This is a genomic window from Sphingosinithalassobacter sp. CS137, assembly GCF_014334115.1.
Lineage (GTDB): Bacteria > Pseudomonadota > Alphaproteobacteria > Sphingomonadales > Sphingomonadaceae > Sphingomonas.
The window spans coordinates 2,287,338-2,312,318 of sequence record NZ_CP060494.1 but is presented as its reverse complement, the minus strand read 5'-3'; the positions used below and the strand labels follow the sequence as shown (position 1 = coordinate 2,312,318).

The 24,981-nt window shown below is 63.3% G+C and carries 24 protein-coding genes; 13 read left to right on the top strand and 11 right to left on the bottom strand.

What is annotated here, in order from left to right; translation table 11 throughout:
* Window positions 1-180: 180 nt before the first annotated feature.
* From H7V21_RS11410 to H7V21_RS11380, 7 genes are all read right to left on the bottom strand, one after another.
* Complete coding sequence (locus H7V21_RS11410; protein ID WP_262503843.1) at window positions 181-1,092, bottom strand: cation diffusion facilitator family transporter; 912 nt, start codon at window positions 1,090-1,092, stop codon at window positions 181-183.
* Window positions 1,093-1,121: 29 nt separating this feature from the next.
* Complete coding sequence (locus tag H7V21_RS11405) at window positions 1,122-1,733, bottom strand: cation diffusion facilitator family transporter (protein ID WP_188053873.1); 612 nt, start codon at window positions 1,731-1,733, stop codon at window positions 1,122-1,124.
* Window positions 1,730-2,107 (bottom strand): STAS/SEC14 domain-containing protein, encoded by a 378-nt coding sequence (locus tag H7V21_RS11400; protein ID WP_188053872.1) that lies wholly within the window; start codon window positions 2,105-2,107, stop codon window positions 1,730-1,732. Before H7V21_RS11400 ends, H7V21_RS11405 begins: the two co-directional genes overlap by 4 nt.
* 22 nt (window positions 2,108-2,129) lie before the next feature.
* Window positions 2,130-5,447 (bottom strand): efflux RND transporter permease subunit, encoded by a 3,318-nt coding sequence (locus tag H7V21_RS11395; protein ID WP_188053871.1) that lies wholly within the window; start codon window positions 5,445-5,447, stop codon window positions 2,130-2,132.
* Entirely contained in the window at window positions 5,437-6,585 is a 1,149-nt protein-coding gene (locus H7V21_RS11390) for an efflux RND transporter periplasmic adaptor subunit (protein ID WP_188053870.1), read from the bottom strand. Before H7V21_RS11390 ends, H7V21_RS11395 begins: the two co-directional genes overlap by 11 nt.
* A gap of 4 nt (window positions 6,586-6,589) precedes the next feature.
* Entirely contained in the window at window positions 6,590-7,843 is a 1,254-nt protein-coding gene (locus H7V21_RS11385; RefSeq protein ID WP_188053869.1) for a TolC family protein, read from the bottom strand.
* Between the two features lie 526 nt (window positions 7,844-8,369).
* On the bottom strand, window positions 8,370-9,026 hold the full coding sequence (locus H7V21_RS11380; RefSeq protein WP_188053868.1) for a cation transporter: 657 nt from the start codon (window positions 9,024-9,026) through the stop codon (window positions 8,370-8,372).
* 72 nt (window positions 9,027-9,098) lie between these two features.
* Here H7V21_RS11380 and H7V21_RS11375 point away from each other — a divergent pair, with 72 nt between their 5' ends.
* Complete coding sequence (locus tag H7V21_RS11375; protein ID WP_188053867.1) at window positions 9,099-9,506, top strand: MerR family transcriptional regulator; 408 nt, start codon at window positions 9,099-9,101, stop codon at window positions 9,504-9,506.
* A 32-nt stretch (window positions 9,507-9,538) separates the two neighbouring features.
* Here the strand turns inward: H7V21_RS11375 and H7V21_RS11370 are convergent, their stop codons facing one another.
* Window positions 9,539-9,841, bottom strand: coding sequence for a DUF3703 domain-containing protein (locus tag H7V21_RS11370; RefSeq protein ID WP_262504094.1), 303 nt, complete (start codon window positions 9,839-9,841; stop codon window positions 9,539-9,541).
* Between the two features lie 163 nt (window positions 9,842-10,004).
* Here H7V21_RS11370 and H7V21_RS15925 point away from each other — a divergent pair, with 163 nt between their 5' ends.
* Window positions 10,005-10,136, top strand: coding sequence for a hypothetical protein (locus H7V21_RS15925; protein ID WP_262503842.1), 132 nt, complete (start codon window positions 10,005-10,007; stop codon window positions 10,134-10,136).
* An 85-nt stretch (window positions 10,137-10,221) separates the two neighbouring features.
* Here H7V21_RS15925 and H7V21_RS11365 read toward each other — a convergent pair whose 3' ends face one another.
* The 3 genes from H7V21_RS11365 to H7V21_RS11355 all read right to left on the bottom strand — a co-directional run bounded on the left by H7V21_RS11365 (window position 10,222) and on the right by H7V21_RS11355 (window position 13,512).
* Window positions 10,222-12,147, bottom strand: coding sequence for an FTR1 family protein (locus tag H7V21_RS11365; RefSeq protein ID WP_410482660.1), 1,926 nt, complete (start codon window positions 12,145-12,147; stop codon window positions 10,222-10,224).
* Window positions 12,144-12,773, bottom strand: a complete 630-nt coding sequence (locus H7V21_RS11360; protein ID WP_188053864.1) for a cation diffusion facilitator family transporter — start codon at window positions 12,771-12,773, stop codon at window positions 12,144-12,146. The genes H7V21_RS11365 and H7V21_RS11360 overlap by 4 nt, the downstream gene beginning before the upstream one ends.
* Before the next feature lie 85 nt (window positions 12,774-12,858).
* Window positions 12,859-13,512, bottom strand: a complete 654-nt coding sequence (locus tag H7V21_RS11355) for a class I SAM-dependent methyltransferase (RefSeq protein WP_188053863.1) — start codon at window positions 13,510-13,512, stop codon at window positions 12,859-12,861.
* A 73-nt stretch (window positions 13,513-13,585) separates the two neighbouring features.
* Between H7V21_RS11355 and H7V21_RS11350 the strand changes: the two genes are divergently transcribed.
* The 11 genes from H7V21_RS11350 (at window position 13,586) to trbG (ending at window position 24,928) form a co-directional block, all read left to right on the top strand.
* Window positions 13,586-13,990, top strand: a complete 405-nt coding sequence (locus H7V21_RS11350; RefSeq protein WP_262503841.1) for a MerR family transcriptional regulator — start codon at window positions 13,586-13,588, stop codon at window positions 13,988-13,990.
* Window positions 13,991-14,644: 654 nt separating this feature from the next.
* Entirely contained in the window at window positions 14,645-16,669 is a 2,025-nt protein-coding gene (locus H7V21_RS11345) for a conjugal transfer protein TraG (protein WP_188053862.1), read from the top strand.
* Window positions 16,670-16,676: 7 nt separating this feature from the next.
* Window positions 16,677-17,081: a CopG family transcriptional regulator gene (locus H7V21_RS11340; protein ID WP_188053861.1), complete on the top strand. Its 405-nt coding sequence runs from the start codon at window positions 16,677-16,679 to the stop codon at window positions 17,079-17,081.
* Entirely contained in the window at window positions 17,078-18,061 is a 984-nt protein-coding gene (gene trbB, locus H7V21_RS11335; RefSeq protein ID WP_188053860.1) for a P-type conjugative transfer ATPase TrbB, read from the top strand. The genes H7V21_RS11340 and trbB overlap by 4 nt, the downstream gene beginning before the upstream one ends.
* Window positions 18,062-18,063: 2 nt before the next feature.
* Entirely contained in the window at window positions 18,064-18,396 is a 333-nt protein-coding gene (locus H7V21_RS11330; RefSeq protein WP_188053859.1) for a TrbC/VirB2 family protein, read from the top strand.
* Complete coding sequence (locus tag H7V21_RS11325) at window positions 18,393-18,653, top strand: VirB3 family type IV secretion system protein (protein ID WP_188053858.1); 261 nt, start codon at window positions 18,393-18,395, stop codon at window positions 18,651-18,653. Before H7V21_RS11330 ends, H7V21_RS11325 begins: the two co-directional genes overlap by 4 nt.
* Window positions 18,647-21,106, top strand: coding sequence for a conjugal transfer protein TrbE (gene trbE, locus H7V21_RS11320; RefSeq protein WP_188053857.1), 2,460 nt, complete (start codon window positions 18,647-18,649; stop codon window positions 21,104-21,106). The genes H7V21_RS11325 and trbE overlap by 7 nt, the downstream gene beginning before the upstream one ends.
* Before the next feature lie 17 nt (window positions 21,107-21,123).
* The gene (gene trbJ, locus H7V21_RS11315) at window positions 21,124-21,864 is read left to right on the top strand and encodes a P-type conjugative transfer protein TrbJ (RefSeq protein ID WP_188053856.1); all 741 of its coding nucleotides are present in this window, start codon (window positions 21,124-21,126) and stop codon (window positions 21,862-21,864) included.
* Between the two features lie 113 nt (window positions 21,865-21,977).
* Window positions 21,978-23,276 (top strand): P-type conjugative transfer protein TrbL, encoded by a 1,299-nt coding sequence (trbL, locus tag H7V21_RS11310; RefSeq protein ID WP_188053855.1) that lies wholly within the window; start codon window positions 21,978-21,980, stop codon window positions 23,274-23,276.
* A 3-nt stretch (window positions 23,277-23,279) separates the two neighbouring features.
* Window positions 23,280-24,092, top strand: a complete 813-nt coding sequence (gene trbF / locus H7V21_RS11305; RefSeq protein WP_188053854.1) for a conjugal transfer protein TrbF — start codon at window positions 23,280-23,282, stop codon at window positions 24,090-24,092.
* Window positions 24,089-24,928 carry a P-type conjugative transfer protein TrbG gene (gene trbG / locus H7V21_RS11300; RefSeq protein WP_188053853.1) on the top strand — a complete coding sequence of 280 codons (840 nt, stop codon included), beginning with the start codon at window positions 24,089-24,091 and terminating at the stop codon, window positions 24,926-24,928. Before trbF ends, trbG begins: the two co-directional genes overlap by 4 nt.
* Window positions 24,929-24,981: the final 53 nt, after the last annotated feature.

Sequence of the window (24,981 nt, the reverse complement as noted above, 5' to 3'; positions counted from 1 at the left end):
TCGGCCCGCCCGGTCTATGCTGCCGAATGCATAAGCTCGACCGATCCGGCCCATCGGGTTCGCCCGCTTCGACAACCGTTTGCAGAGTTTGGGACCGCATGGCTCCTTTAGTTCTGCTAACGGGCGGAATGCCGAAGGCAGCCATACAGGCCTCACGTTGCAGGTGAAATCTGATCGTTTTCAGTGTTCGTCGTCATGTCGATGACTCTCTGACGGCTCGACGCCGTGAGGAGGAAGAAGATCATTGTCGCACGCGTATTCCAAACACGCCTCCAATGTCGCATGCTCGATCGCGAACTCTCGTTTCAGCATCTCGCGCACCGAGGCCTTGATCTGTTCGAATTTTTCGAGTGACTGCTCGCTCGGCACAAGATGCGCTTCCAATGCACTCTGGTGTTCGCTGAGACTCCACACATGGACGTGATGGACTGCTTTAACGCCGCTGGAAGATCGCAATTTCCAAACGATACGATCGAATTCAACTTCGTCAGGCACAGCACCCATCAGGAGCCGCACTGTCTTCGGCATCAGAAAAATGCCTTGATAGATCACGTAGGCCGCAATGATGATCGTAATCATCAGGTCAGCAATGTACAAATCGTAGAGCAGGATGAGAACGCCGGCGATGATCACACCGACCGACGCAAGCGCGTCGGAGACGTTGTGTAAAAACGCGGCCTTCATATTGAGGCTGTCCTTGGTTCCGGCGTAAACCATGACAGCCGTGACAATGTCGATGATAAGAGCAACTCCCGCCACCCCGATCACCGTCCATCCTTCGATAGGCTGCGGGTCGGCGAACCGGTTGATCGCTTCAATCAGAAGATAGAAGCCGATGAGAAGCAAGGTGGTGAGATTAATCAGCGCCGCGACCAGCTCCGCGCGTGCATAGCCGAAGGTCATTAACTTGTCGGCGGACCGTCGCCCGACCTTACGGGCGAACAGCGCAATCCCGAGTGAGGCGGCGTCGCTGAAATTATGAAGCGCATCCGCAATGAGAGCGAGCGAGCCGGAGACGACTCCGCCGATGATCTGCGCGAAGGTAAGCGCTACGTTTAGGAAGACCGCCGCGACCAGACGGCGGTCGCTCATCTCCCCGGTTCCGTGATTGTGGCCTGCGCTCAATGCCTGTCTCCCCGCTCCTCGTGCACATCTTCATGGGCGTCGCGTAGGATATCGATGCCGCCATAAATGGCGATGCCCGCGACCGCGATGCCGACAACCAGATCGGGCCAGTTGGCGCCGGTCAGCATCACCACCAGACCAGCGAGAATGATCCCGCCGTTGGACATAAAATCGTTTAAGCTGAACGTCGTCGCCGCGCGCAGGTTAACGTCCTTATTCTGCAGGCGCTTGAGCAAGTAGAGACACCAGAGATTCACCGCACCGGCGATCACCGCCATCGCCATCATGAGGCCGCCGACCGGATCGGATCCCTCAACAAACCGCCGCACCGCATCAAGGATCACTCCAACGGCGAAGACCAGCAGCATAATCCCTGAAAAGCGGGCAGCCCCGCGCTTCCACTTGCGCGACCGTGTGAGCGCCAGCAGACCAAGGGCATAGACGATCGCGTCCGACGAGTTGTCTAGGCCATTGGCTAGGAGCGCACTGGAGTCAGCGAAATAGCCGGCGGCGAAGAAGCCGGCGGCGATCGCTACATTGAGCCAGAGGACGATCCACAATGTCCGGCGTTTGTCGGCCGAGCCGAGATCAAGGTTGGCCTCGCTCATGATTTGGCATTTCGCTCACCGCGCACCCAGGACTCGGCTTCGCTGAGCTGATCAAGGACAAAGAAGCGCATGTCGGCAGACGGAAAGAGCGGGTCAGACAGCTTTGTGCCCCACTCCTCCCACTTCTTCTCGCCTAAGATCGCGATGCGGCCAAATTGCTCCGTGCGTCTCGCGTCAAACTTTATGTCGCGCCACAAATCGCCGAAATCCCTACCGGAAAAGTCCGGTGCGAGTTCGATGAGCATCGGAACCCGTCCCGTCTTTTGCGTAGCGATGTGCTCGAATAACGGTTTGAAATTGTCATAGTCGGTTGCCTCGAGCTTTCCGCGCGTCACTGTGCGGAGGACGGGGTCTACTTCCGTGGCGCGCAACATCGAACTCTCCTTCGTGATCCCTTCATGTAATGTCCCTCAATTCGCGGCGCTCCTCGCGTGTCGCGTTGCGCGTGAGGCGATCCCACCATTGCTGACGCCAGTTCGGCTTCTCTGTTCCGTCGCCGAGCACAAGTCGGGCGATTGCGGGCAGCACGAACAACGTAAGCCCCGTCGCAGTGATTAGGCCACCGATCACGACGGTTGCGAGTGGGCGCTGGACTTCGGCGCCGGTTCCCGTCGCGATCGCCATCGGAACAAAGCCGAGGGAGGCAACCAGTGCGGTCATTAGCACTGGCCGCAGACGCGCCAGCGCACCATCGACGATCGCCTCATCTAAGGGCATGCCTCTCTCCAGGCGCTGCCGAATCGCCGTCATCATGACGAGGCCGTTCAGAACGGCCACGCCCGACAAGGCGATAAAGCCGACCGCCGCCGACACAGAGAAGGGCAAGCCCCTCAGCGCCAGCGCGAAGATCCCTCCCGCCAACGCCATCGGAATTGCGCTGAACACCGCGAGAGCGGGCACCCAGCCGCCAAGCGCCATGAACAGTAGCAGGAGGACGAGGGCGAAGCAGATGGGAACCACAATGGCCAACCGTGCTTGCGCCGCCTGGAGGTTCTCATACTGTCCGCCCCACTCGACGAACGCCGCCGGTGGCAGGCTCACACTTTCAGAAACACGCTGCTGTGCCTCTTGAACAAATGAGCCGAGATCCCGCTCGCGAACGTTGGCCGATACCACGACAAGCCGCCGACCCTGTTCGCGTCGCACTTCTGCGAGGCCGTCGACCACCCGGAACTCCGCAAGCTGGCGCAGCGGAACCGTCGAGCCTCCAGGAATTTGAATCGGGAGTGAGCCCAACTGATCGAAATCGTTCCTGGCGACATCCGTCAGACGGACGACAATTTCGAACCTGCGATCCCCCTGAAAGACAAGTCCGGCGGGCCGGCCACCCAGCGCGATCGCCACCGATTGCGCCACATCTTCGACCTTGAGGCCATAACGTGCGATCATGGAGCGGTTGAAGGCGATGTCGAGCGTCGGGAAACCGGTAACTTGCTGAACCTTAACATCCGCGGCGCCTTCGGTTTCGCGAAGCGCGCCGGCGATCTCGTTCGCGGCGTCGCTCATGGCCACGAGATCATCGCCATAAATTTTGACGGCGACGTCGCCGCGTACGCCCGCGATGAGTTCGTTAAAACGCAGCTCGATGGGCTGGCTAAACTCGTAGATGTTGCCAACGAGACCTTCGAGGCTCTCACCCATACTGGCCACCAGCTCGTCCTTCGACAAATCCGGATCGGGCCATTCCTCCCGTGGCTTCAGGATGACATAGGCATCTGAAGCGTTGGGCGGCATGGGATCGCTAGCGACCTCGGCCGTCCCGGTACGGGAAAACACCAGCTCGACCTGCGGGAACTCTTCCAACTGGTCCTCCACCCGACGCTGCATGTCGAGGGACCGTTCCAACGAAGTCGATGGGATACGAAGGGCCTGAACCGCAATGTCACCCTCATCGAGCTGGGGCGTAAATTCACTTCCCAGCGTGCCAAAGAGGAGCGCCGCCACAGCGAACATGGCCGCGCCTGCGCCGATCACCGGCCTGGGTCGTGCGATGGCCCGACGCAGTGCGGGACCATAGCGATCCTTGGCGGCGCGGATCGGCTTCACCTCCTTCTCAGCGATCTTTTTGTTCAGAAGCACGGCAATCATCGCCGGCACGAACGTCAGCGAAAGCACGAAGGCAGACGCCAACGCGAGCATGACCGTGATCGCCATCGGCGAGAAGGTCTTCCCTTCGACACCGGTAAAGGTGAGCAGCGGTGCATAAACGAGAAGGATGATTGCCTGTCCGTAAACGGTTGGCTTGATCATTTCCTGTGCTGCGAGCCGCGTCTCGGTCAGCCGTTCGCCGAGGGTCAAAAGACGACCTTCAAGATGCTGCCGTGCCGCGAGCCTGGCGATGCTGTTTTCGACGATAATGACCGCGCCGTCGACGATTAGCCCGAAATCCAAGGCGCCGAGGCTCATCAGATTTCCCGACACGCCGAGGCGGTTCATGCCGATCGCCGCCATCAACATTGATAGCGGAATGACAAGGGCAGCGATGATCGCAGCGCGAAAATTCCCGAGCAGCAGGAACAGGACGACGATTACGAGCAGCGCCCCTTCGGTGAGATTCTTCTCCACCGTGGCGATGGTGGCATCGACCAGCGAAGACCGATTGTAGACGATTTCGGCGACCACGCCCTGGGGAAGTGAAGCCTGAACCTCTCCGAGCCGCTCGGCAGCCTCAGCCGCAACAGCGCGACTGTTCTCGCCGCTACGCATCAACACCGTGCCGACGACCGCCTCCTCACCGTTTAGCGATGCGGCGCCGGTCCTGAGATCGCCGCCAATGCTGACCTCGGCTACGTCGCCGATCCGCACGGGCACGCCTTCGCGGGTCGTAATGACCGCCTCTTCGATATCCTCGATGCCGCCCAAACGGGCATCGATAAGCACCAGAAGGGCCTCACCGCCACGGTCCACAAAGTTGGCGCCTTCCGCGAGGTTCGCGGCATCCAGGGCGGCGATCAGTTCATCGAATGAGAGTCCATATCCGGTCAGGCGCGAGGGATCAGGCTGGACGAGAAACTGCTTTTCATATCCGCCAATTGAATCGACCCCGGCTACGCCGTCCACCGAGCGCATCAGCGGTGCGACGACCCAATCCTGCACGGTGCGCAGATAGGCGGCCTTAGCGACCTCGGTCTCGAGCCGCTCGCCCCTTTCAGTGACGAAGCTGCCGTCTGCTTGCCAGCCAACGCGGCCGCCCTTGGAAGCTCCTTTGCCGCCGGGATACTCATACTCAATGATGTACATAAGCACTTCGCCGAGCCCGGTGGAGATCGGACCCATCCCGGGCTCCGCTCCTTCGGGCAGCGAAGCGCCAATCGGCACCAGTCTTTCGCTGACCTGCTGGCGCGCGAAGTAGATGTCGGTGCCCTCTTCGAAGATGGCCGTCACCTGGCTGAAGCCGTTACGCGAGATCGAGCGGGTCATCTCCAGCCCCTCAATCCCGGCCAGACCGGTCTCGATGGGGAAAGTGACTTGCGTCTCCACCTGCACCGGCGAAAGCGCCGGCGCGACGGTGTTGATCTGCACCTGCGTGTTGGTGATGTCGGGAACGGCATCGATCGGCAGCCGCACGAGGTTCAAGGCTCCATAGCCCGCCACCAGCACGGTCAGCACGATTACGGCCCAGCGAAAACGAACCGCAATATCGAGAATGGCGCCGATCGGGCCGTGCTTGTGTGCTGCCTCGGCTTCGATGGGCTTCTCCACATCAGTGACCATGTTCGGCCTCTTCCTTTTCAATTTCGGCCTTCAGGAGAAAGGCATTGGTCGTGGCAATCGTCTGCCCAGCTTCAAGGCCGGACAGAATGGTGACCCGGCCTCCCGATCGCGTACCGATCTCGACCGGCTGCGCCTGAAATCCGCGCTGGGTTCGCACAAACACTACGTCATTATCGTCGAGCACCTGGACGGCAGCTTCGGGAACGGCGATTTGGTTCACATCCACTTCCCCGGAGGGGCGGATGCGAACTTGGACAAAGGCGCCGGGCTGTAGGTTGGGCAGAGGTCGCGGTAGCGACAGGATCGCCACGGCGCTGCGGCTCTCCGGATCGAGCGAGGGCGTGATGGAACGAACTTCGGCGTTCGCTTCGCCGCCGCCGGGCAAGGTGATGATAGCCTCGTCGCCGGGGGCAATGCTGCCGGCGTCAGCTGCCGGCACGGCCACTTCGATTTGCAACCCGCTCGGGTTCACGACGCTGTATAGTTCATCGCCTGCATTGACATAGGAGCCCAGCACGATCGGCGCTGCCGTGACGCGGCCCGCGAGAGGGCTGGTAACGGCTATTGATCGGCCGTCCGCGCTAACGCCCGCGGCGGCAGCCGCGGCTTGGGCGCGTTCGAGTTCCGATTGCGCGACCGAAAGATTGGCTCGCGCCGCCTCCAGTTCCTGGCGCGCCGTCACATTGGCGTCGAAAAGTTGGCGCTCGCGCTCATAGGCGGCGGACAGCTCCGTTACCCGCGCTCGGGCGGCCGAGAGCTGCGCTGCCAGCGCCGCTGCCTCGCCGCTTTCAATGCGAGCGACTGCTTCCCCGCGCCGGACATAATCGCCCAGCGTCTTTTCGACGGTGCGCACCACGCCCGCTGCGCGTGCATCGATACGCGCGACGCTGGTGGGCGCTGCCGCAACGGTCGCAGGAAACACAAGCTCAAGGGCCGCGCCACGCATCGCCCTTTCCACTGCAATACCGGCGTCGCGAATTTGGTCGTTGGAGAGAAGCACAACCCCTTCGGGAGCTTCGGCCGATTCTTCCTGCTCCTCAGGTTGGGGTGCTTGGCTCGCTTCCGGCCGAAGGAATAGCCAGGCTACGAGCGCCAGCAGGACCGCTCCGGCGATGATTACATAGGATTTGCGTGTCATTGAGTTACTCCCCCTGAGCGGCGAGCCGAAGAAGACGCGCGGCTGTGCGCCCCCGAGCTTCGCGCGCCTGGATCAGCGCTTCGCGAATGCCGTCGCGGGCTTCGGCGGCGCTGAGAACCTCGATTAATGGGAACCGACCGGCGCGGTATCCGATGCGGACGAGCCGCAACGCTTCCTCCGCTTGCGGCAGCGAGGATTCGGAAAGTGTCTGTTCGCGTGTCTCGGCCGCCAGGTATTCGGCGCGTGCGCTCGTAACCTGTTGCTCGTACTCCGTCTGCACGACCGCCTCCCGCGCGGTCGCCGCGCGCAATCGCGATTGCGCGGCGGCAACGTTGCCCTGATTCCGATTCCAGAAAGGCAAGGGAATGGAGACCCCGACCAGAAACGCCTGGTCATCGCTCTCCGCAAATCTGCGGACGCCGGCGGAGACCACCGGATCGGGTGTTGCCAGAGACCGTTGACGCGCAATGTCCGCGCGAGCAGCTTCACGCTCGGCTGAAGCTAGGCGTAAAGCGAGCGCATCACGAGACGCGAGCAACGCAGCAGGGGGGATGATGCCGGGAAAGCTGGTGGAAACCTGGGGCGGCACACTGTCCGCTCCCCACAGCGCTCCCAGCGCGGAGCGCGCTGCCAGGCTTGCTGCCTGTGCCGCTTCGAGTTGCGCTTCCGCCTCAGCAAGGGTGGCGGATGCGCGCAATGACCGAAGCGGCGGTTCGCGGCCGGCCTTCACAAGCTCCCCGGCAATGCGGGCCAGTTCGCGACTGCGCTGGACGACATCTTGAGCCAGTTCGACACGCGCTTGGGCGGCGACAGCCGCGACGTAACGTTCGCGGACGTTGAGGGCGAGATCCGCGACTGCCAAAGTCGCTCGGATATCGGCCACGGCCACTTCGGCCTGCGCCGAACGGATGCGCGCCGAACGCTTGCCGCCCAGCTCGATCCGTTGACCCACAGACAGCGTGTATTCGGTTGCACTCAGGCCGCTGAATGCGCCGGTCCCGGCGATGTTCTCGGCCTCGAAACTGAGTTCCGGGTTCGGGCGCAGACGGGCTTGGTCAACGAGGGCGCGAGCAGCCTCGGCTTCCGCGACCGGTCCCACTATGCGCGGGTTTGGCTCGGGCGGCGTAGCTGGAGCTTCGACTCCAGATCGACGTAGCGCCTCGTCAAGCGTTAAGACATCCTGCGCCACCGACGGCGTGGAAATGAGGGCGAGCGACACGCTCAAGAGCGCGCGGCCTCGCCAACCTATGACGGTCATGTTGCTGGTAATCCTCGACTGACATTTGCGACGCGCTGCAAACGGCAGCGCAACGTGGAAATGTCAGATGCGAGGAGGCCGCTTCAGCCGAGCAGGTTCGGCTCCCGGCCGACGAATCTCGACGGGAAATAAGGCACGCTGCTCAGCCACCAGCGTTATAGGCGCAGCACCCCGCTCGGGCGGCGCATATTGTCCATGATGGCAATGGCCATGGGCGCAGGCCTTATGCTCCCCGGTAGGGTCTGCATCGTTTTGCAGAGGAGCGTTGCCGTCATCGGTTATGGAAGCTTCTACAGCGGCCGCAGCGACCGGCTCCGAAGCACATGCGCTGGCTTCAACGGCACTCCCAAAAAGAACTGCAATCGCCAGCAGTAGCCCAATGAGGACATACCGAAGCGAAGGAGCCGCGCTAGGGAGTGGTGATGACCGCACAACTGGGCCCTTATATGCCAAGACTGATTTTGTCAGCCCCAAATATTCGCTGATAAAAGGATACAATATTACGTCGCGTCACGTCCTTCTTCCTTTATTCGGTCGAAGTTCGTGACATTGCGGGGTAGGGATCATCTGCGGGAGATAGAGCGAGCTCCTTACGCGCTTGGTTCATGATCTGCCATCCACCCCAGATTCCCAGTCCCGCCATGATCCCTGCGACGACAAGATCGGGCCAGGCGGAGCCCGTCCCGAACACCCCCGCAGCGGCAGCGACGACCGCGACATTGCCGATCGCATCGTTGCGCGAGCAGATCCAGACCGAACGCATATTGGCGTCACCGCTGCGGAAGCGGTACAGCATCACCGCCACGCCGGCATTGGCGACCAACGCCGCAACCCCCACTGCGCCCATGAGATGGGCCTCGGGCGGCGCGCCGTTCCAGATCGACCAGATGGTGCTGCCGAGAACCCACAGGCCCAGCAGCGCGAGCGTCCAGCCCTTGAGCAGAGCCGCGCGCGCACGCCAGGCAAGCGCCATGCCCGCGACACCGAGGCTGATCGCATAGTTTGCCGCATCGCCGAGGAAATCGAGTGCGTCGGCAAGCAGCGCCTGCGATCCCGCGGCGACGCCCGCCACGATCTCGACGGTGAACATGCCCAGGTTGACCGCGAGCGCGATCCACAAGGCAAGCCGCCAGCGTGGCGCATTGGCAGGTGTCGTATCGGCGGCGCAGCTGGTGCAGGCCATCGCGTTTTCATCCCTCGACCGAATCGATTGCCTTCCCCATATGCACCCTGTGGCAACTACAGGGTCAAGACCATGGTCGAACAACTGACGATCGGTAGGCTGGCGAAGGCGACCGGCACCAAGGTGGAGACGGTCCGCTGGTACGAGAAGGTCGGCCTGATCGACCCTCCGGGCAGAACCGATGCAAATTACCGCGTCTATTCCGACCGCGACCTTGCCCGGTTGAGCTTCATCCGCCGGGCGCGCAATCTCGGCTTCTCGCTCGACCAGGTGCGCGCGCTCATCGAGATTTCGGATCAGCGCGACCGCGACTGCGGCACGGTCGATGCGCTCGCCGGCGGGCATCTCGAGGAGATCGATCGCAAGATCGCCGATCTGACCGCCCTCCGCCGCGAACTGGCGGAGGTCGTCGACTCCTGCCGCGGCGGCTCGATCGCCGAATGCCGCATTCTCGAGGCCCTGGCCCCGGCGCAGAGTTGATCTTCGCAAGCCTGAGCGGGTGAAACGAGGATCTATTGGCGACGCGTATCGAGGAGACCGCGCAGGTCTGGCGGTATGGGCATTTCCCTGAACGCGCTCACATTGGACCGGCCGGTATTCCCGTGCGGAATGCGCCCGCTCAGCGCGCCGAGTGGCGCCAGAACCAGTCTCCAAAGCTGGCCCGCGATCTCTCGTGCATCGCGGGCCTCCATTGCCAGTCGCAGCATTGCGACATGCGCGGCGAGATGTATTCGAAGAACAGGCTGGGAGACGATGTGCGCGCGTTCGAGCGCATGCCAGGCTCCGTCGAAATCGCCCGCGCGCCGCGCGGACATGCTCCGATCGAGTTCGTCCCGAAACGCCGCTCCGAGCCGCTGTGATCGAATTGCACCCATGACCGATCCTTTCGACACGGCTTATGCAGCCTATAGCTGCTACAGGGTCAAGTGCTTGCACAACCGACTTCGCTGTTTCGGCATGCACTCCGATTCTTGCGAAATGACAGGTGCCGAAGGCAACGCGCCGCGCCTGATCGATGCGTGGCCGCGCGACCGCCTTCTCGACCTTTCGGGCGTCTTCGCTAGCGAGAACAGCGCCGCGGGGACGACATGCCCGGGCTCGAACACCTGAGCGCCTGCTAAGGGAAGAGGCTCGATGGGCAGTTTCCGGCCGGTTCGGTGTAGAGTGGCCACATAGGCACAATCGGCACATGAGGCTATTTGACGTTCGCTGAATAGGCCGCAGCTATACGAACATTATACCAGAATCCGATCACCACCGCTGCGATCGCGATCGCTTGGGCCGCGATTACTTGGACAGACGGAAAGATACCGAGAATCTCAATGCGCGGGACCGCGCTGAGCGGCTGGATTTCCAGCAAGCCGGCCTCCTGCAATGCCGCGACGCCCTTGCCAACGAGCACGACGGCGAGGACCGCAATCAGAACCGAGCTGTACGCGAAGAACTTCCCGATCGGCAGGCGCCGACTGTAACGAAGCATAATCCAGGCTGTGACGGCGAGGACGCCTATGGCCGTAGCTCCGCCAGCCAACATGACCCCGCCATTCCCTTGGGTTGACAGGGCCGCGTAGAACAAGATCGTCTCGAACACCTCTCGATAGACCACGATGAAAGCCAGTCCAAAGAGGAACCAGGCCGACCCGCGTGAGAGGGCTTTCCCTAGCTTCTCCCGAATATAGCGCTGCCACTGGTCAGCCTGAGATTTGCCATGCATCCAGATTCCAACCGAGAGAAGCACCACGGCCGCAAGGAGAGACCCGAAGCCTTCGGTGAGTTCACGGCTCGCGCCGCTGACACCGATCAGATAGGTGGCGATCACCCAGGTGAGCCCACCAGCAACGAGCGCCGCTACCCAGCCGCCGTGGACATAGGGCAGCACTTCAGTCCGCTCCGCTTTACGAAGGAAGGCGATCATCGCGATTACGATTAGAAGAGCCTCCAGCCCTTCCCGGAGAAGAATCGTGAACGCTCCGAGGAACGTCGACCAATCGCTAGCCGCTTCCGGCGACAAGGCCGTCTCAGCTTCATCGAACAGCGTGTCGAGCGCCGTCAGACGCTCATCCACGACTCCTGCCGGTTCACCCCGGCTGATCGCCGCCCTAAGCTCGCCCATCGCTCGCTCGATCCGCGACATAAGTCCCGCGTCCCGCGCCGCCAGAATGGGTTCGACCGGCTCGAAGCCGTCGAGATAAGCCGATAGAGCCAGACTTTCCGCACGGTCCCGATCGCCGGCTGCATAGGCCCGTGAAGCATCGGCCAACTTCTGGCGCGCGACAACGAGAGAGCCTGCCGTGTCGGTCACGACGGACGGGTTAGTCCTCAAATAAACCGTAAGGGCGTCGGCCTTGTCTTGCCCGATTTCCCCCGCCAGCGCGGCGGGCGTGATGCCGGTGAGCGCGGCGAGGTCGGGAAAGCGCTCCCGAAGCGCTGGATCGCTCTTCCACAACCGCTCGCCTTCTTCCGCCCTGTCGAACGCCAGACTGCCGGAATGGAATGCGAGCGCCCAGCGGTCGGCCGTTGGCAAGTGCGCGAAGCTCGGCATGGAGGTGCCCTCGATGCCTTGGTCGATCACTTGGTAAAGCCCGAACAGACTGCGCTGGCGCGCCCGCTCGATGTCGGTGAACGCTATCGGCGGCGGATCGAGATTGGCAGCGGCTGGCCCACGGCCATCCCCCGTCGCACCATGACAGCTTGCGCAATTCTCCGCATAGAGGGCAGCCCCGCGTGCGAGATCGGGGGCGGTGGAAGGCGCTAAGGTCATTGGATAGGCGGCGAGCAGATCACTCGCCAACTGTCGCGCTTCGGCTGCAACGACCTCGGCAGCCGCCTTCTCGGCAACCATTTTCTGGAGCTGCGCGGCATCAGCCAGAAGCTCACCTCGAGCGGCGGTCGGCGGAAGAGCCGCGATGCCTGAGCGGGCGGTGGAGGCGAACTCCACCATCTCCGCATATTCAAACTCGTTGACAACGCGGCCCTGCTCAACAGCGGCGCCATAATCGACAGCCATATAGTCGAGAAGCCGCCAGATGGTCCCAGCGTCGCTCGCGAAGGCAGGACGGCCAATCACGAGAATGGAAAGAACGAGCAGGCCGAGCAGCGTGCGGGACAGTAAGCGCGTCACGCAGTTCGCTCCTCGCGCAGTTCGCCCCGCGCGTCGCGGATGATTTCCCAAGCGGAGTGGATGAAGAGCAGCGCGATGGCGCCCGCCACAATAAGATCGGGCCATGCGCTGTTGAGCCAATACACCAGCCCGGCGGCGGCAATGACGGCGATGTTGGCCAGCGCATCGTTACGTGAAAAGAGCCAGATCGCTCGTGCTTGGGCGTCGCCCCCTTCACGGAACCGCGCCAGGACCAGTGCCGCCGTTATATTGACCGCGAGGGCGACAACCCCGACGCCGCCCATGATTTCGGCCTCGGGTGGGACGGCGTTCAGCGCCCGCCAAACAGCCATCGCTATTACGCTGACACCCAGAACGGCCAGAAAGAGCCCCTGCGTCAGCGCCACTCGCGCGCGGGTCGCCGCCGCCCATCCAAGAGCAAGGAGACCGACAAAGGTGATCGATCCGTCTCCGAGGAAATCGAGCGCATCGGCCTTCAGCGCCTGGCTGCCGGAAAGAAAGCCGGCCACGATTTCGATCAAACCGAAGCCGATATTGAGGATCACGACGATCCAAAGCGCGCGCCGGTAAGCCGGGTCCGTGCGCGCGCGGGTCTCATCGCCGGTGCAACCGCAATCGTCGCTCATCAAGCCCTCATCGCAAAGTTTAGAGCCGGCTCCATAGAACCTCCAGCCACTGGAGGAGCAAGCGCTTTCTCGCCAAGCCGCAGCATCAACGTTCTCTACGCACAAGGAACAGACTGATCGCGCCCGTCACCGTCCGGACAACGCGGGTAGGATGCGCGGCTGCCGCGTTGGTTTCGGCGAGGATCGCTTCTAAGGCGCCGTCCGCGTTGGGCTGGGTGTCCGCCACACCGTCGAGGCGCTGCACCGTCAGCCGGAATAAGGTGCGCATAAGCCAGCTTCGCTGACGAGCGTAGTCGGCGATGTGAACTTCTCCACCGGGCCGAACCGCCGCTAGCATTGCTGCAATCCCGATGGGTTTCTCGATAAGCGGCATTTGATGGAGGACCAGGCTCGAGATCACCTTGTCGAACTCGGGTCCGTGAGACGCAGCGTCTCTGGCGAAGCCTTGTCGCCACTCGACCTCGATTCCTGCGGCTGCGGCCTTGGCGGCGGCAAGCTCCAGAACACGGGCGTCAGGATCGAGCCCGACTATCCGTGCACCCGTTGCCGCTTGCTTCAGCATCACGGCGAAGGAGCCCGTCCCGCAACCGACGTCGAGAATGGTTTCCCCGGACCGAGGTACGACCTGCCGAAGGAGGGCGCCGCGCCAGACGCTTTCACGCGTCCAAAGGCGTATTGCGCGATCATAATCGTCCAGATCGGCTCGACCGAGGGCAGGGGTGAATGCGGCGTCAGGCATCGGCCAAGTTTCCGGCTGTTCAATCCTGATTCGGGACTCTACATCCTCCAGTGACTGGAGGAGCAAGCGCATAATGGAAACGTTGATGATCGGCGGGCTGGCTGCTGCAACTGGGATCAAAATCAACACGATCCGCTTCTACGAATATATCGGGCTCATGCCTCCGGCGGTTCGCACGTCATCCGGAAGACGCACCTATGGTCAGTCCGATGTGAGCCGATTGGTATTTATTCGAAATGGACGCGCACTCGGCTTCTCGATCGACGAAATCCGGTCGCTGATGGACCTGTCGGACCAACCGGACAGGGATTGCGCGGACGCGGCAGCTTTGGCTCGCCGTCATCTTCACGATGTTCAGGACCGAATTGCGCGGCTCGAGTTGCTTCGCGCTGAGTTGACCAAGATCGCCGAATCCTGCGACGGCGGTGTCGCGGCAACCTGCAATGTGATCGAAAGTATCGCGGTGCGATATCGGTGAATTTTAATCGGGTATCAGGCTCCGGGCGCAGTCGCCCAATACTGACACAAGGGCTTATTCTGATAGGGCATAGGAGCCTGCTAGATGCCGAATGCGGTTGAGAACAAAACAAGGTCCGTTCATTCTACATTTGCTGTTTTTCGGCCAATTTGAACCATAGCGGCGGTTCCGATTACCTCGCGCGCAGAATTTGATCCCCCGCTTGGCCGACCTGATTTCAGCTTACGAGAGCGAGAGTCCGACGCCGACCGACTGCTCGTCGAGCAAATGTTTGTCGCCTTTGCAAGTAATCACGACAGATAGGGGCAATCCACAGACATCTAGGGTATCGCGTCGCGCGTGCGTGTAAAGCGTGAACCAGGAGCGAAGCTGGACGATACGCCATTTGACTGCATTAGATCCTGAATGACGACCACCTCAAGTCGTCAGTTGGTTGAATCCGTTCGGCGCGTTGCGGTCGCATCGCTACCGCCTGCGAGGGTGAAGTCCGCCACATGTAACCGATGTTCCCAAACTGGATGATGCAGGGTCAGTCACTCCGGAAACGCCTCTTCCCGGCCTATCTCGGCCCATCACGTCCATTCCGATTCCGCCAGCGTTCGCCGAGTTTGATCCCGCCCGGCCAAGCTGATTCCGGCCGGCGGGAGCTGGACCGTGACACCGACCAAATTGCTACTCGGACAGATACTGATCGTCTTTGCGATCGTGATCGCGGGTGTGTGGGCTGCGACCCAATGGGCGGCAACGATGCTCGCCTACCAGCCCGAACTCGGCGCCCCTTGGCTGCGGATCGGCGACATGCCGGTCTATCGCCCGTGGGCGCTGTTCGGCTGGTGGTATCACTACGAAGCCTACGCTCCCGAGATCTTCGACAAGGCCGGTGCGCTCGCTGGCGCCAGCGGCTTTCTCGGGTGCGGCGCCGCGATTGCGGGTTCGCTGTGGCGCGCTCGGCAATCGCCGCTGGTCACCACTTATGGCTCCGCGCGTTGGGCGACGCAGCGCGAGATTCGCCATGCAGGGCTTTATCGCGATGCCGGCGTCATGCTTGGACGCAGCGCCGGCTGCTATCTGCGCCACGACGGCCCTGAGCATGTCATGGCGTTCGCGCCCACTCGCTCGGGCAAGGGCGTCGGCCTCGTCGTTCCGACGCTGCTGTCCTGGACCGGCTCTGCCGTCATTCACGACATCAAGGGCGAGAACTGGGAGCTGACCGCCGGCTGGCGGGCGCGCTTCTCGCATTGTCTGCTGTTCAATCCGACCGATCCGCGCTCCACCCGCTACAATCCGCTGCTTGAGGTCCGTCGCGGCGCTGATGAAGTCCGGGACGTCCAAAACATCGCCGATATCCTTGTCGATCCCGAAGGCGCGCTTGAGCGGCGCAACCATTGGGAGAAGACCAGTCATTCGCTCCTTGTCGGCGCGATTCTCCATGTCCTCTATGCCGAGGAGGAGAAGACGCTCGCGCGCGTAGCAACCTTCCTCTCCGATCCGCAGCGGAGCTTCGTAGCGACGCTCCGGCGGATGATGACCACCAATCATCTCGGCACCACGGACGAGCCGCGGGTCCATCCGGTCATCGCCTCAGCCGCACGCGAGTTGCTCAACAAGAGTGAGAACGAGCGCTCGGGCGTGCTCTCGACGGCGATGTCGTTCCTCGGGCTCTACCGAGATCCGACCGTCGCCGAGGTGACCTCGGGTTGTGACTGGCGGATCGAGGATCTGATCGAAGCCGAGCGGCCGCTGTCGCTCTACCTCGTCATCCCGCCGTCGGACATCAGCCGTACCAAGCCGCTCGTCCGCCTGGTGCTCAATCAGATAGGCCGCCGCTTGACCGAGCGGCTCGACCAGCCCGACACCGGCACGAAGCGTCACAAGCTGTTGATGATGCTCGACGAGTTCCCGGCGCTCGGCCGGCTCGACTTCTTCGAGACCAGTCTGGCATTCATGGCCGGCTACGGAATACGCGCCTTCCTGATCGCCCAGAGCCTCAACCAGATCGAGAAGGCTTACGGCGAGCACAATTCGATTCTCGACAACTGCCACGTTCGTGTCGCTTTCGCGACCAACGATGAGCGCACGGCGAAGCGCATCTCGGATGCGCTCGGCACCGCGACCGAGCAGCGCGCGATGCGCAACTATGCCGGGCACCGGCTCGCGCCCTGGCTGGCCCACGTCATGGTCAGCCGGCAGGAAACCGCACGGCAACTGCTAACGCCGGGCGAGGTAATGCAGCTTCCACCGGACGACGAGCTGGTGCTGGTCGCCGGCCTGGCCCCGATCCGCGCGCGCAAGCTGCACTACTATAGCGACTGCAATTTCACCGATCGGCGGCTTGCAGCGCCTTGCCTAAACGGGGCGGAATATCGGGACCGTCCCGCCGAGCGCCCACATGACTGGGCGAGCGAAGCGCGCTTGGTCGATGCGCGTCTGGCGATGCCAACCGAGGAGGGCAGCCAGGACGAAGATGGCGGTCTGCAACAGCAGCGTCATCCGGGTTTGCCCGAGCACCAAAAGCCATCGCCAAATTGTGAGAATACCACCCTGCAAACCGACATAGCCGAAAACGACGATGTCGCCGCGGACAAGCGGGCGATGGATCAGGCACGCGACCTCAACCCCGCGGTGCGTGCGCATGCGCTCAACGAGAGCAGCCGGCACGATCTGGTGCCGGGACTGTGAGGCGGGAATGAAGGTACGCCAAAACCTTTATATCGACCGCGAGCTGAGCGACGCGCTCGAAGCGCTTGCGACAGGACCCGGCGCCAACAAGTCGCGGCTGGTCAACGGCGCAATCGCCGCTTGGCTCGCCCGTCGCGGCACGCAGGAGGTCGATGATCTTTTCAAGCACCGGCTCGACCGGATGTCGCGCGAACAGGCGTTGATCCGGCGCGACATTGAGGTGCTGCTCGAGAGTCTGGCGCTGTTCGTGCGCTACCAGCTGATGGTCACCGCGCCGCTGCCCGACAACGATACCGCTGCGATCGCGCTCGGCCACCAGCGCTTCGATCAGTTTATCGGTCAGCTCGGCCGCCAGCTCGCCAGCGGAAAACGGACGCTGGGCAGCGAGCCTGACGGAGAGGCGGGATCATGAGCGAAACGATCGCCCATGACCGCCGCCGGTCGATGTTGCGCACGGCAATGGGGCCGACGATTGCGGCCGCGCTGGCGGACCCGCTGGTTCTCGAAATTATGGTCAACCCCGATGGTGCGCTTCGCCTCGATCGGCTCGGGGAAGGACGCATCGAAACGCAGGTCAGTTTTGAAGCCGCGCAAGTAGAGCGCATCATCCGTCTCGTTGCGTCGCAGGCAAAGGCCGAAGTTCATGCCGCGTCGCCGATCGTGTCGGCCGAGCTGCCGCCGCACGGAGAAGGCGCGGGCGAACGCTTCGAGGGCTTGCTGCCGCCGGTCGCGACGGGGCCATGCTTCTCGATCCGGAAGCCAGCCACCCGCATATACAAGCTGATCGACTATGTTGCGGATGGCATCATGTCGCCGGACACCGCCCGACTGCTGTCGCTCGCCATCGTCAATCGCAGCAACATTCTCGTCGCCGGCGGCACCAGCTCGGGCAAGACGACGCTCGCAAACGCCCTTCTCGCGGAGATGGCGCATCTCGACGAGCGCGTGATCCTGATCGAGGACACGCGCGAGCTCCAGTCGCCGGCGCGGGACACGGTCGCGTTGAGAACGCGCGCCGGCAGCGTGACGATGGCCGATCTCGTCCGCTCGACGCTGCGGCTGCGACCCGATCGCATCATCGTCGGCGAGGTGCGCGGTCCCGAAGCGCTTGACATGCTCAAGGCTTGGAACACTGGTCATCCCGGCGGGATCGCGACGCTCCACGCCAACAGTGCGGCCACCGCGCTCTACCGCGTCGAGCAGCTCATCCAGGAAGCGGTGGTCACCGTGCCGCGCCGGCTGATCGCCGAGGCGATCGATATGATCGTCTTCATTGCCGGCCGCGGCACGGCTCGGCGCGTTGAAACCCTCGCGCGCGTCGCCGGTCTCGACCGAGACGGGAACTACGCGCTCTCCGACATCGCCATCGACCCCCCAGACCAAGGAGTTTGATCATGATTGTTCGCAGTCGCCGTTATCCTCTCGCACCGGCCATCATCGTTGCCGCCATGCTTGCCTTGGCAATCGCGACCGATGCCTCGGCCAGCGGCTCGGGAATGCCCTGGGAAGAGCCTCTCCAGCAGGTTCTCGAATCCGTGCAGGGGCCTGTCGCCAAGATCGTTGCCGTAATCATCATCATCACGACGGGATTGACCCTGGCGTTTGGCGAAAGCTCGGGCGGCTTTCGCCGGCTGATCCAGATCGTGTTCGGCCTGTCGATCGCCTTTGCCGCATCGTCCTTCTTCCTCAGCTTCTTCAGCTTCGGCGGCGGAGCGCTGGTCGCATGAGTCACATCGAGGGCTTCGAAGCGCCGATCCACGGCAGCCTCGGGCAGCCGATCCTGCTCGGCGGTGCGCCGCGCGGACTCGCGATCGTCAACGGCACGATCGCCGCCGCGATCGGGCTCGGGCTTCAGCAATGGCTCGCCGGCCTGATTGTCTGGGCTCTCGGCCACAGCGTCGCAGTGTTCGCCGCCCGCCGCGACCCGGATTTTGCCCCGGTGCTGATGCGTCACCTGCGACAGAAGGGGTATTTTTCGTGCTAGCCTTACACGAATACCGTCAGCGCGCCGACCGGCTCGCCGACCACCTGCCTTGGGCGGCCTTGGTCGCGCCGGGCGTCGTCCTCAACAAGGACGGCAGCTTTCAGCGCACGCTCGAATTCCGCGGGCCTGATCTTGAAAGCGCAACCGAGGCGGAACTGGTCGGCGCCTGCGCGCGGGTCAACAATGTCCTGAAACGGATGGGGACGGGCTGGGCGCTCTTCTTCGATGCCGAGCGGCGCGAGGCGCTCGGTTATCCCGATAGCGATTTTCCGGACTCGGCTTCGTGGCTCGTCGATCAGGAGCGGCGGGCCGACTTCGAGGCGGCAGGCGCGCATTTCGAGAGCTGCTTTCGCTTGACGCTGGTGTGGCTTCCGCCAGCCGACAGCAGCGATTCCGCCGCACGCACGCTGGTTGACCGGCCCGACACGGAGAAGGGGCGCGATTGGCGATCCGCACTCGCGGGGTTCATCGCCGAGACCGATCGCGTGCTCGATCTGCTGGGCGGCGTCATGCCCAAGTTGCGCGCACTGAACTCGACCGAGACGCTCACCTATCTGCACGCCGCCATCTCCGAACGGCGGCACGCCGTCACGGTCCCCGATACTCCGATGTACCTGGACGGCCTGCTCGCCGATACGCCGCTCACCGGAGGGCTCGCGCCGCGGCTCGGCAATCGGCACTTGCGGACGCTGACCATCCTCGGCTTCCCCAATCTCAGCCGTCCCGGAATTCTCGATGCGCTCAACGGCGCCGACTTCGTTTATCGCTGGGTGACGCGCTTCATTGCGCTCGACAAGACCGACGCGACGAAAGCGCTCACCAAGCTTCGCCGGCAGTGGTTCAACAAGCGCAAATCGGTCGCGGCGCTCCTGCGCGAGGTGCTCTACAACCAGCCCGCGCAATTGCTCGACAGCGACGCCGACAACAAGGTCGTCGATGCCGATCTGGCGCTTCAGGCGCTTGGCGGTGACCATGTCGCGTTCGGCTATCTCACCACCACTATCACCGTCGACGACGAGAACGCAGCACGCGCGGATGAAAAGGTTCGGGCCGTCGAGCGCATCGTCAACGGGCTTGGCTTCACCTGCGTCCGCGAATCCGTCAACGCGGTCGAGGCATGGTTGTCGTCGCTTCCCGGCAATGTTTACGCCAACGTCCGTCAGCCGCTCGTCCATACGCTCAATCTCGCGCATTTGATGCCGCTATCGGCCGTCTGGGCCGGCCCCTCGGAAAACCCGCACCTCGACGGTCCGCCGCTCCTTTACGCGCAGACCACGGGATCAACGCCTTTCCGGCTCTCCACCCATGTCGGCGATGTCGGCCATATGCTCGTTGTCGGTCCGACCGGCGCCGGCAAATCGGTGCTGCTGGCGCTGATCGCGCTGCAGTTTCGCCGCTACGCGGGCGCGCAGCTCTATATCTTCGACAAAGGATGGTCGGCGCGCGCGGCGGTGCTGGCGATGGGCGGCGCTCATCATGCGCTCGGTCTGGGAGCGGAAAGCGCCGGCGAGCTGTCGTTCCAGCCGCTGCGCAGCATCGATGTCGCCGATGAACGCGCGTGGGCGGCCGAATGGGTCGCCGCGCTGGTTACCCATGAAGGCGTGGCAGTCACCCCTGACATCAAGGAACATATCTGGACGGCATTGGCGAGCCTCGCCTCGGCGCCTATCGAGGAACGCACCCTGACCGGGCTGTCGCTGCTGCTTCAGTCATCGGCGCTGCGCAGCGCGCTTACCCCCTATACCTTGGAGGGACCGTTCGGACGGCTGCTCGATGCAGCGGAAACGAACCTCTCGCTCGGCGATATCCAGTGCTTCGAGACCGAGGCTTTGATGGGACAGGCAGGCGTGGTCGCGCCGGTCCTCACCTATCTGTTTCACCGTCTCGAAGAGCGATTCGATGGACGCCCGACGCTGCTGATCCTCGACGAAGCCTGGGTGTTCCTCGACCATCCACTGTTCGCCGCCCGCATCCGCGAATGGTTGAAGACCTTGCGCAAAAAGAACGTTGCGGTGCTGTTCGCAACCCAGAGTCTCGCCGACATCGCCGACAGCAGCATCGCGCCGGCGATCATTGAGAGCTGCCCGCAACGCATCCTGCTTCCCAACGACCGAGCCATCGAACCGCAATCGCGCTCCGCCTATGAGCGGTTCGGTCTCAACGAGCGCCAGATCGAACTCGTCGCCCGCGCCACGCCCAAGCGGCACTACTACCTTCAATCCGCGCGCGGAAATCGCCTGTTCGAACTGGGTATCGGCCCGGTCACGCTTGCGCTGTGCGGCGCGTCCGATCCGGCCAGCCAGCGCCTCATCGACACGTTGCTCACCGAGCATGACGCTTCCGAATTCGCGTCCCGCTTTCTCGCGGCCCGCGATCTCGCATGGGCCGCAGATCTCCTAGCGAGTTTTCCCGATCCCGATGCCCAACCCGAACCTAAGGAGATGTTGAAATGAGAATATATGCTCGTGCAATGGGCCGGCCTTCCTTCGGCAGGCCTGAGCTTGCGATGCTGCTGTCCGCCGCGGCGATCATCTCGGTTGTTGCCGTGGCGCCGGTCTCCCCGGCATCCGCGCAGATCGCAGTGTTCGATCCGACCAACTACACCCAGAACGTGCTTTCCGCCGCGCGCGCGCTTCAGCAGATCAACAACCAGATCCGATCACTTCAGAACGAAGCGGCGATGCTGACCAACATGGCGAAGAATCTCAGCCGCATCGACTTCGTCGAGCTTACCGAGCTCCAGCGAGCGCTGCGGGACATCGATCGACTGATGGCGCGCGCCGAAGGCATCGAGTTCGATACCGCACAACTGGAGCTGCAATTTGAGCGGCTGTTTCCTGATGACCCTTCTCAGGGCGGCGCCAAGGCCAGCATGGCCGCGGCGCAAACCCGCCTCGATACCGCCCGCTCGGCACTTCGGCACACGCTCGGGGTTCAGGCGCAGGTCGTCGGCAATCTGCGTGCTGATGCGGAAGTGCTTTCGGCCATCGTCTCGCGCAGCCAGGGTGCCGAAGGCGCGCTGCAGGTTGCGCAGGCGACGAACCAGTTGCTGGCGCTCACCGCAAAACAGCAGTTCCAGCTCCAGAACATGATGGCGGCGCAATATCGCGCCGACACGATCGAACGCGCCCGCCGCCTTCAGTCGGAAGCCGACGCGCGCGCCGCCACCGCGCGCTTTCTCGGATCCGGTTCGGCCTACACGCCCCGCTAGGCCGAACCGGCGCGGGCGAAGGCGGCTTTCCCCGGCCGCCGTCGCCGTCGCGGGACGCGCGCCGCTCCCCTCGTGCGTCCCGCGGCACCGCCGCTCAACAGAATGGAATCCCGATGAACGACCTCAACGTCATCGATCAGTTCATGCAGACCTTCATCCGCTACATCGACAGCGGGTTCGGTCTGCTTGGACCCGACGTTGCTTTCCTGACGACGACGCTGATCGTCATCGACATCACGCTTGCCGGATTGTTCTGGGCGATGGGCGGCGAGCAGGACGTGATCGGCCGCTTCATCAAGAAGATCCTCTATGTCGGCGCCTTCGCCTTCATCCTGAGCAACTTCTCCAATCTCGCCGATATCATCTTCCGTTCGTTCGCCGCCGCCGGCGTAACGGCAGGTGGCGGAACGATCTCGCCCGACGATCTGCTCAAGCCCGGCCGCCTCGCCGGCACCGGCTTCGAGGCGGCATGGCCGCTGCTCGAGCAGGTCTCCGAGCTGATGGGCTTCACCACCTTTTTCGACAATTTTCTCGCGATCGCGGTGCTGCTGTTTGCCTGGGCGATCGTGATTCTCGCCATCTTCATCCTCGCGGTGCAGCTCTTCGTCACCATCATCGAGTTCAAGCTGACCACTTTGGCCGGCTTCATCCTCGTGCCGTTCGCGCTGTGGAATCGCACCAGCTTTCTTGCCGAGCGCGTGCTTGGCAGCGTGGTGAGCTCGGGCATCAAGGTGATGGTGCTCGCCGTCATCGTCGGCATCGGTTCGGGCTTTTTCGCCGATTTCACAAGCGCGCTTCAGGGACAGGAGCCCGATATCGGCCAGGCGATGAGCCTCATGCTCGCCGCGCTCACGCTATTCGGGCTCGGCATCTTCGGACCGGGTATTGCCTCCGGCCTCGTCGCGGGCGCGCCGCAACTTGGCGCCGGCGCCGCGCTCGGCACCGCCGTGGGAGCCGTCGGCGTCACCGCGCTTGCCGGTGGCGCAGCGGCCGGAGCCGCCCGTATGGCGGGCGGAGCGGCACTCGGCGCAATTCGCTCCGGCACCGCCATGGGCTCGGCCGCGTCCACTGCATACAAGCTCGGGCAGGAAACGTCAGGCTCTACCAGTTTCGGCGCGGGCATGTCCGGCGTCGCGCGAGCCGGAAGTAGCGCACTCAGGCAGAAAGCCGGCGCGGCGCTTGGAATTTCCGAAGCTGCTTCCTCTGGACGGGACGCCGCATGGACAGCCCTCAACGGCGGCGCGACTGGCGCTGCATCATCCGGGCTCGGCGATCAACAGCCCCAATGGGCGCGCTCGCTGAAGCGCCAGCAAGACATGCGTCATCACCGTCAGGTCGCGATGCACACGCTGCGCGAAGGCGAACGCGGCGGCGGCTCCGCCATCCCCGACATCAAGGAAAAGGACGACTGATCCATGATCTTCAAGCGAAGCATTCAGCGCTATGGGCGCACGCCGCTTCCCGAAACGCCGTTTCAGCGGGCTGGCCAACTCTGGGACGAGCGCATCGGCTCGGCGCGCGTGCAGGCGCGCAACTGGCGCTATATGGCGTTCGGCGGCCTGCTCCTGTCGAGCGCCATCTCAACCGCGCTGATCTGGCAGTCGCTTCAGAGCCGCGTCACACCCTATGTCGTCGAGGTCGATCGGCTCGGTCAGGCTCGGGCGGTCAGCCCGGCGGAAGCGGATTACACGCCGACCGATCCTCAGATCGCCTGGCATCTGGCCGAGTTCATCCGCAATGTGCGCACCGTCTCGCTCGACCCGGTGCTGATGCGGCGCGACTGGCTCAGCGCCTATGATTTCGTCACTCAGCGGGGCGCACAGTTCCTTGGCGACTATGCCCGTTCCGCGGCGCCCTTCGATCAGATCGGCGAGCGCACCGTCAGCGTCCAGGTAACGAGCGTCGTTCGCGCGTCGGATCAGTCCTTTCAGGTCAAATGGATCGAGACCGCCTTCGAACGCGGTGCAAAGGCCGAAACGACGCGGTGGACGGCCATTCTGGGCGTGACGACACGCGCCCCCCGATCGGCGGACGCGCTCCGACGCAATCCGCTCGGCATCTATATCGATGCGATCGACTGGAGCCGCGAGCTCGAACCGCCGGAGCCAGCGTCACCATTGCTTACCGAGCCCGTCGCGCGTCCCGCAGATCCGTCGATTGACGCCCAAGCGCCAGCCGACCCGGAGCGCTCTCCCGCCAGTCCATCATCACAGGAGAATTTCCAATGAGACTCCGCAAGCTTCCGAGGTTGCCGCAAGCAGCGGCCTTCCTGCTGCTGGCCGGCACCGTGCTTCCCGATGAGGCATATGCCGATGTCGGCGAGTCCGGTGCTCAATCCGCGACCATCGTCGCGCCCATCAGTGCGACGCGGACATACTCGTTCGCCGAAGGAGCGATCTATGCCGTCCACACCTCTCCCGGCCGTGTCACGGATATTGCACTCCAGCCGGGAGAAACGCTTGGCGCAGTCGCCAGCGGCGACACCGCGCGCTGGGTAATTGGCGATACCACGAGCGGCTCGGGCGATACGCAGCGCGCGCATGTTCTCATAAAGCCCGCCGCCGCCGGACTCTCTACCAATCTGGTGATCACGACCGATCGCCGCGTGTATCACCTGACCGTGACCAGCGCCGCGAAAGGCGCGATGTCCGCCGTGGCGTGGTCCTACCCTCGCGACGCTCTGCTTGCGTTCGAACGCTCCCGGACCGCGATTCAGGCTGCCGCGCCGGTCGCCTCGGGCGTTCAGATCGAGCATCTCCGCTTCGATTACGACATCAGCGGCGACGATCCGACGTGGCGTCCGCTGCGCGCATTCGATGACGGTCGCCAAACGTTCATCGAATTCCACGCGTCGATCCAAGTCGGTCAAGTGCCGCCGCTCTTTCTGGTGAATGCCAAGGGTGAAGCCGAACTCGTCAATTACCGGCTCCGCGGTCGCTACTACGTTGTCGATCGCCTGTTCGACGTAGCGGAGCTCCGTTTGGGCACGGAAACGCAGCAGATCGTTCGTATCCGTCGCGTCGGGAGCCGCGAAAGGACTACAGACGGGCGGAGGGGGTCGTGACGGAGACACCGACCCCCGCGGCTGCGACCGAGCAGCCACGCAAGCTTGATCCC

Excerpts from the sequence above, each read along its gene's own strand:
- H7V21_RS11405 (WP_188053873.1), bottom strand. The coding sequence starts at position 1,733 with ATGAGCGAGGCCAACCTTGATCTCGGCTCGGCCGACAAACGCCGGACA.
- H7V21_RS11370 (WP_262504094.1), bottom strand. The coding sequence starts at position 9,841 with ATGTCCGCGCGGCGCGCGGGCGATTTCGACGGAGCCTGGCATGCGCTC.
- H7V21_RS11375 (WP_188053867.1), top strand. The coding sequence starts at position 9,099 with ATGGTCGAACAACTGACGATCGGTAGGCTGGCGAAGGCGACCGGCACC.
- H7V21_RS11390 (WP_188053870.1), bottom strand. The coding sequence starts at position 6,585 with ATGACACGCAAATCCTATGTAATCATCGCCGGAGCGGTCCTGCTGGCG.
- H7V21_RS11350 (WP_262503841.1), top strand. The coding sequence starts at position 13,586 with ATGGAAACGTTGATGATCGGCGGGCTGGCTGCTGCAACTGGGATCAAA.
- H7V21_RS11400 (WP_188053872.1), bottom strand. The coding sequence starts at position 2,107 with ATGTTGCGCGCCACGGAAGTAGACCCCGTCCTCCGCACAGTGACGCGC.
- H7V21_RS11330 (WP_188053859.1), top strand. The coding sequence starts at position 18,064 with ATGATTGTTCGCAGTCGCCGTTATCCTCTCGCACCGGCCATCATCGTT.
- H7V21_RS11410 (WP_262503843.1), bottom strand. The coding sequence starts at position 1,092 with ATGAGCGACCGCCGTCTGGTCGCGGCGGTCTTCCTAAACGTAGCGCTT.
- H7V21_RS11395 (WP_188053871.1), bottom strand. The coding sequence starts at position 5,447 with ATGGTCACTGATGTGGAGAAGCCCATCGAAGCCGAGGCAGCACACAAG.
- trbJ (WP_188053856.1), top strand. The coding sequence starts at position 21,124 with ATGGGCCGGCCTTCCTTCGGCAGGCCTGAGCTTGCGATGCTGCTGTCC.
- trbB (WP_188053860.1), top strand. The coding sequence starts at position 17,078 with ATGAGCGAAACGATCGCCCATGACCGCCGCCGGTCGATGTTGCGCACG.
- H7V21_RS11325 (WP_188053858.1), top strand. The coding sequence starts at position 18,393 with ATGAGTCACATCGAGGGCTTCGAAGCGCCGATCCACGGCAGCCTCGGG.
- H7V21_RS11360 (WP_188053864.1), bottom strand. The coding sequence starts at position 12,773 with ATGAGCGACGATTGCGGTTGCACCGGCGATGAGACCCGCGCGCGCACG.
- H7V21_RS11340 (WP_188053861.1), top strand. The coding sequence starts at position 16,677 with ATGAAGGTACGCCAAAACCTTTATATCGACCGCGAGCTGAGCGACGCG.
- trbG (WP_188053853.1), top strand. The coding sequence starts at position 24,089 with ATGAGACTCCGCAAGCTTCCGAGGTTGCCGCAAGCAGCGGCCTTCCTG.
- H7V21_RS11380 (WP_188053868.1), bottom strand. The coding sequence starts at position 9,026 with ATGGCCTGCACCAGCTGCGCCGCCGATACGACACCTGCCAATGCGCCA.
- trbL (WP_188053855.1), top strand. The coding sequence starts at position 21,978 with ATGAACGACCTCAACGTCATCGATCAGTTCATGCAGACCTTCATCCGC.
- H7V21_RS15925 (WP_262503842.1), top strand. The coding sequence starts at position 10,005 with ATGACAGGTGCCGAAGGCAACGCGCCGCGCCTGATCGATGCGTGGCCG.
- trbF (WP_188053854.1), top strand. The coding sequence starts at position 23,280 with ATGATCTTCAAGCGAAGCATTCAGCGCTATGGGCGCACGCCGCTTCCC.
- H7V21_RS11355 (WP_188053863.1), bottom strand. The coding sequence starts at position 13,512 with ATGCCTGACGCCGCATTCACCCCTGCCCTCGGTCGAGCCGATCTGGAC.
- H7V21_RS11385 (WP_188053869.1), bottom strand. The coding sequence starts at position 7,843 with ATGACCGTCATAGGTTGGCGAGGCCGCGCGCTCTTGAGCGTGTCGCTC.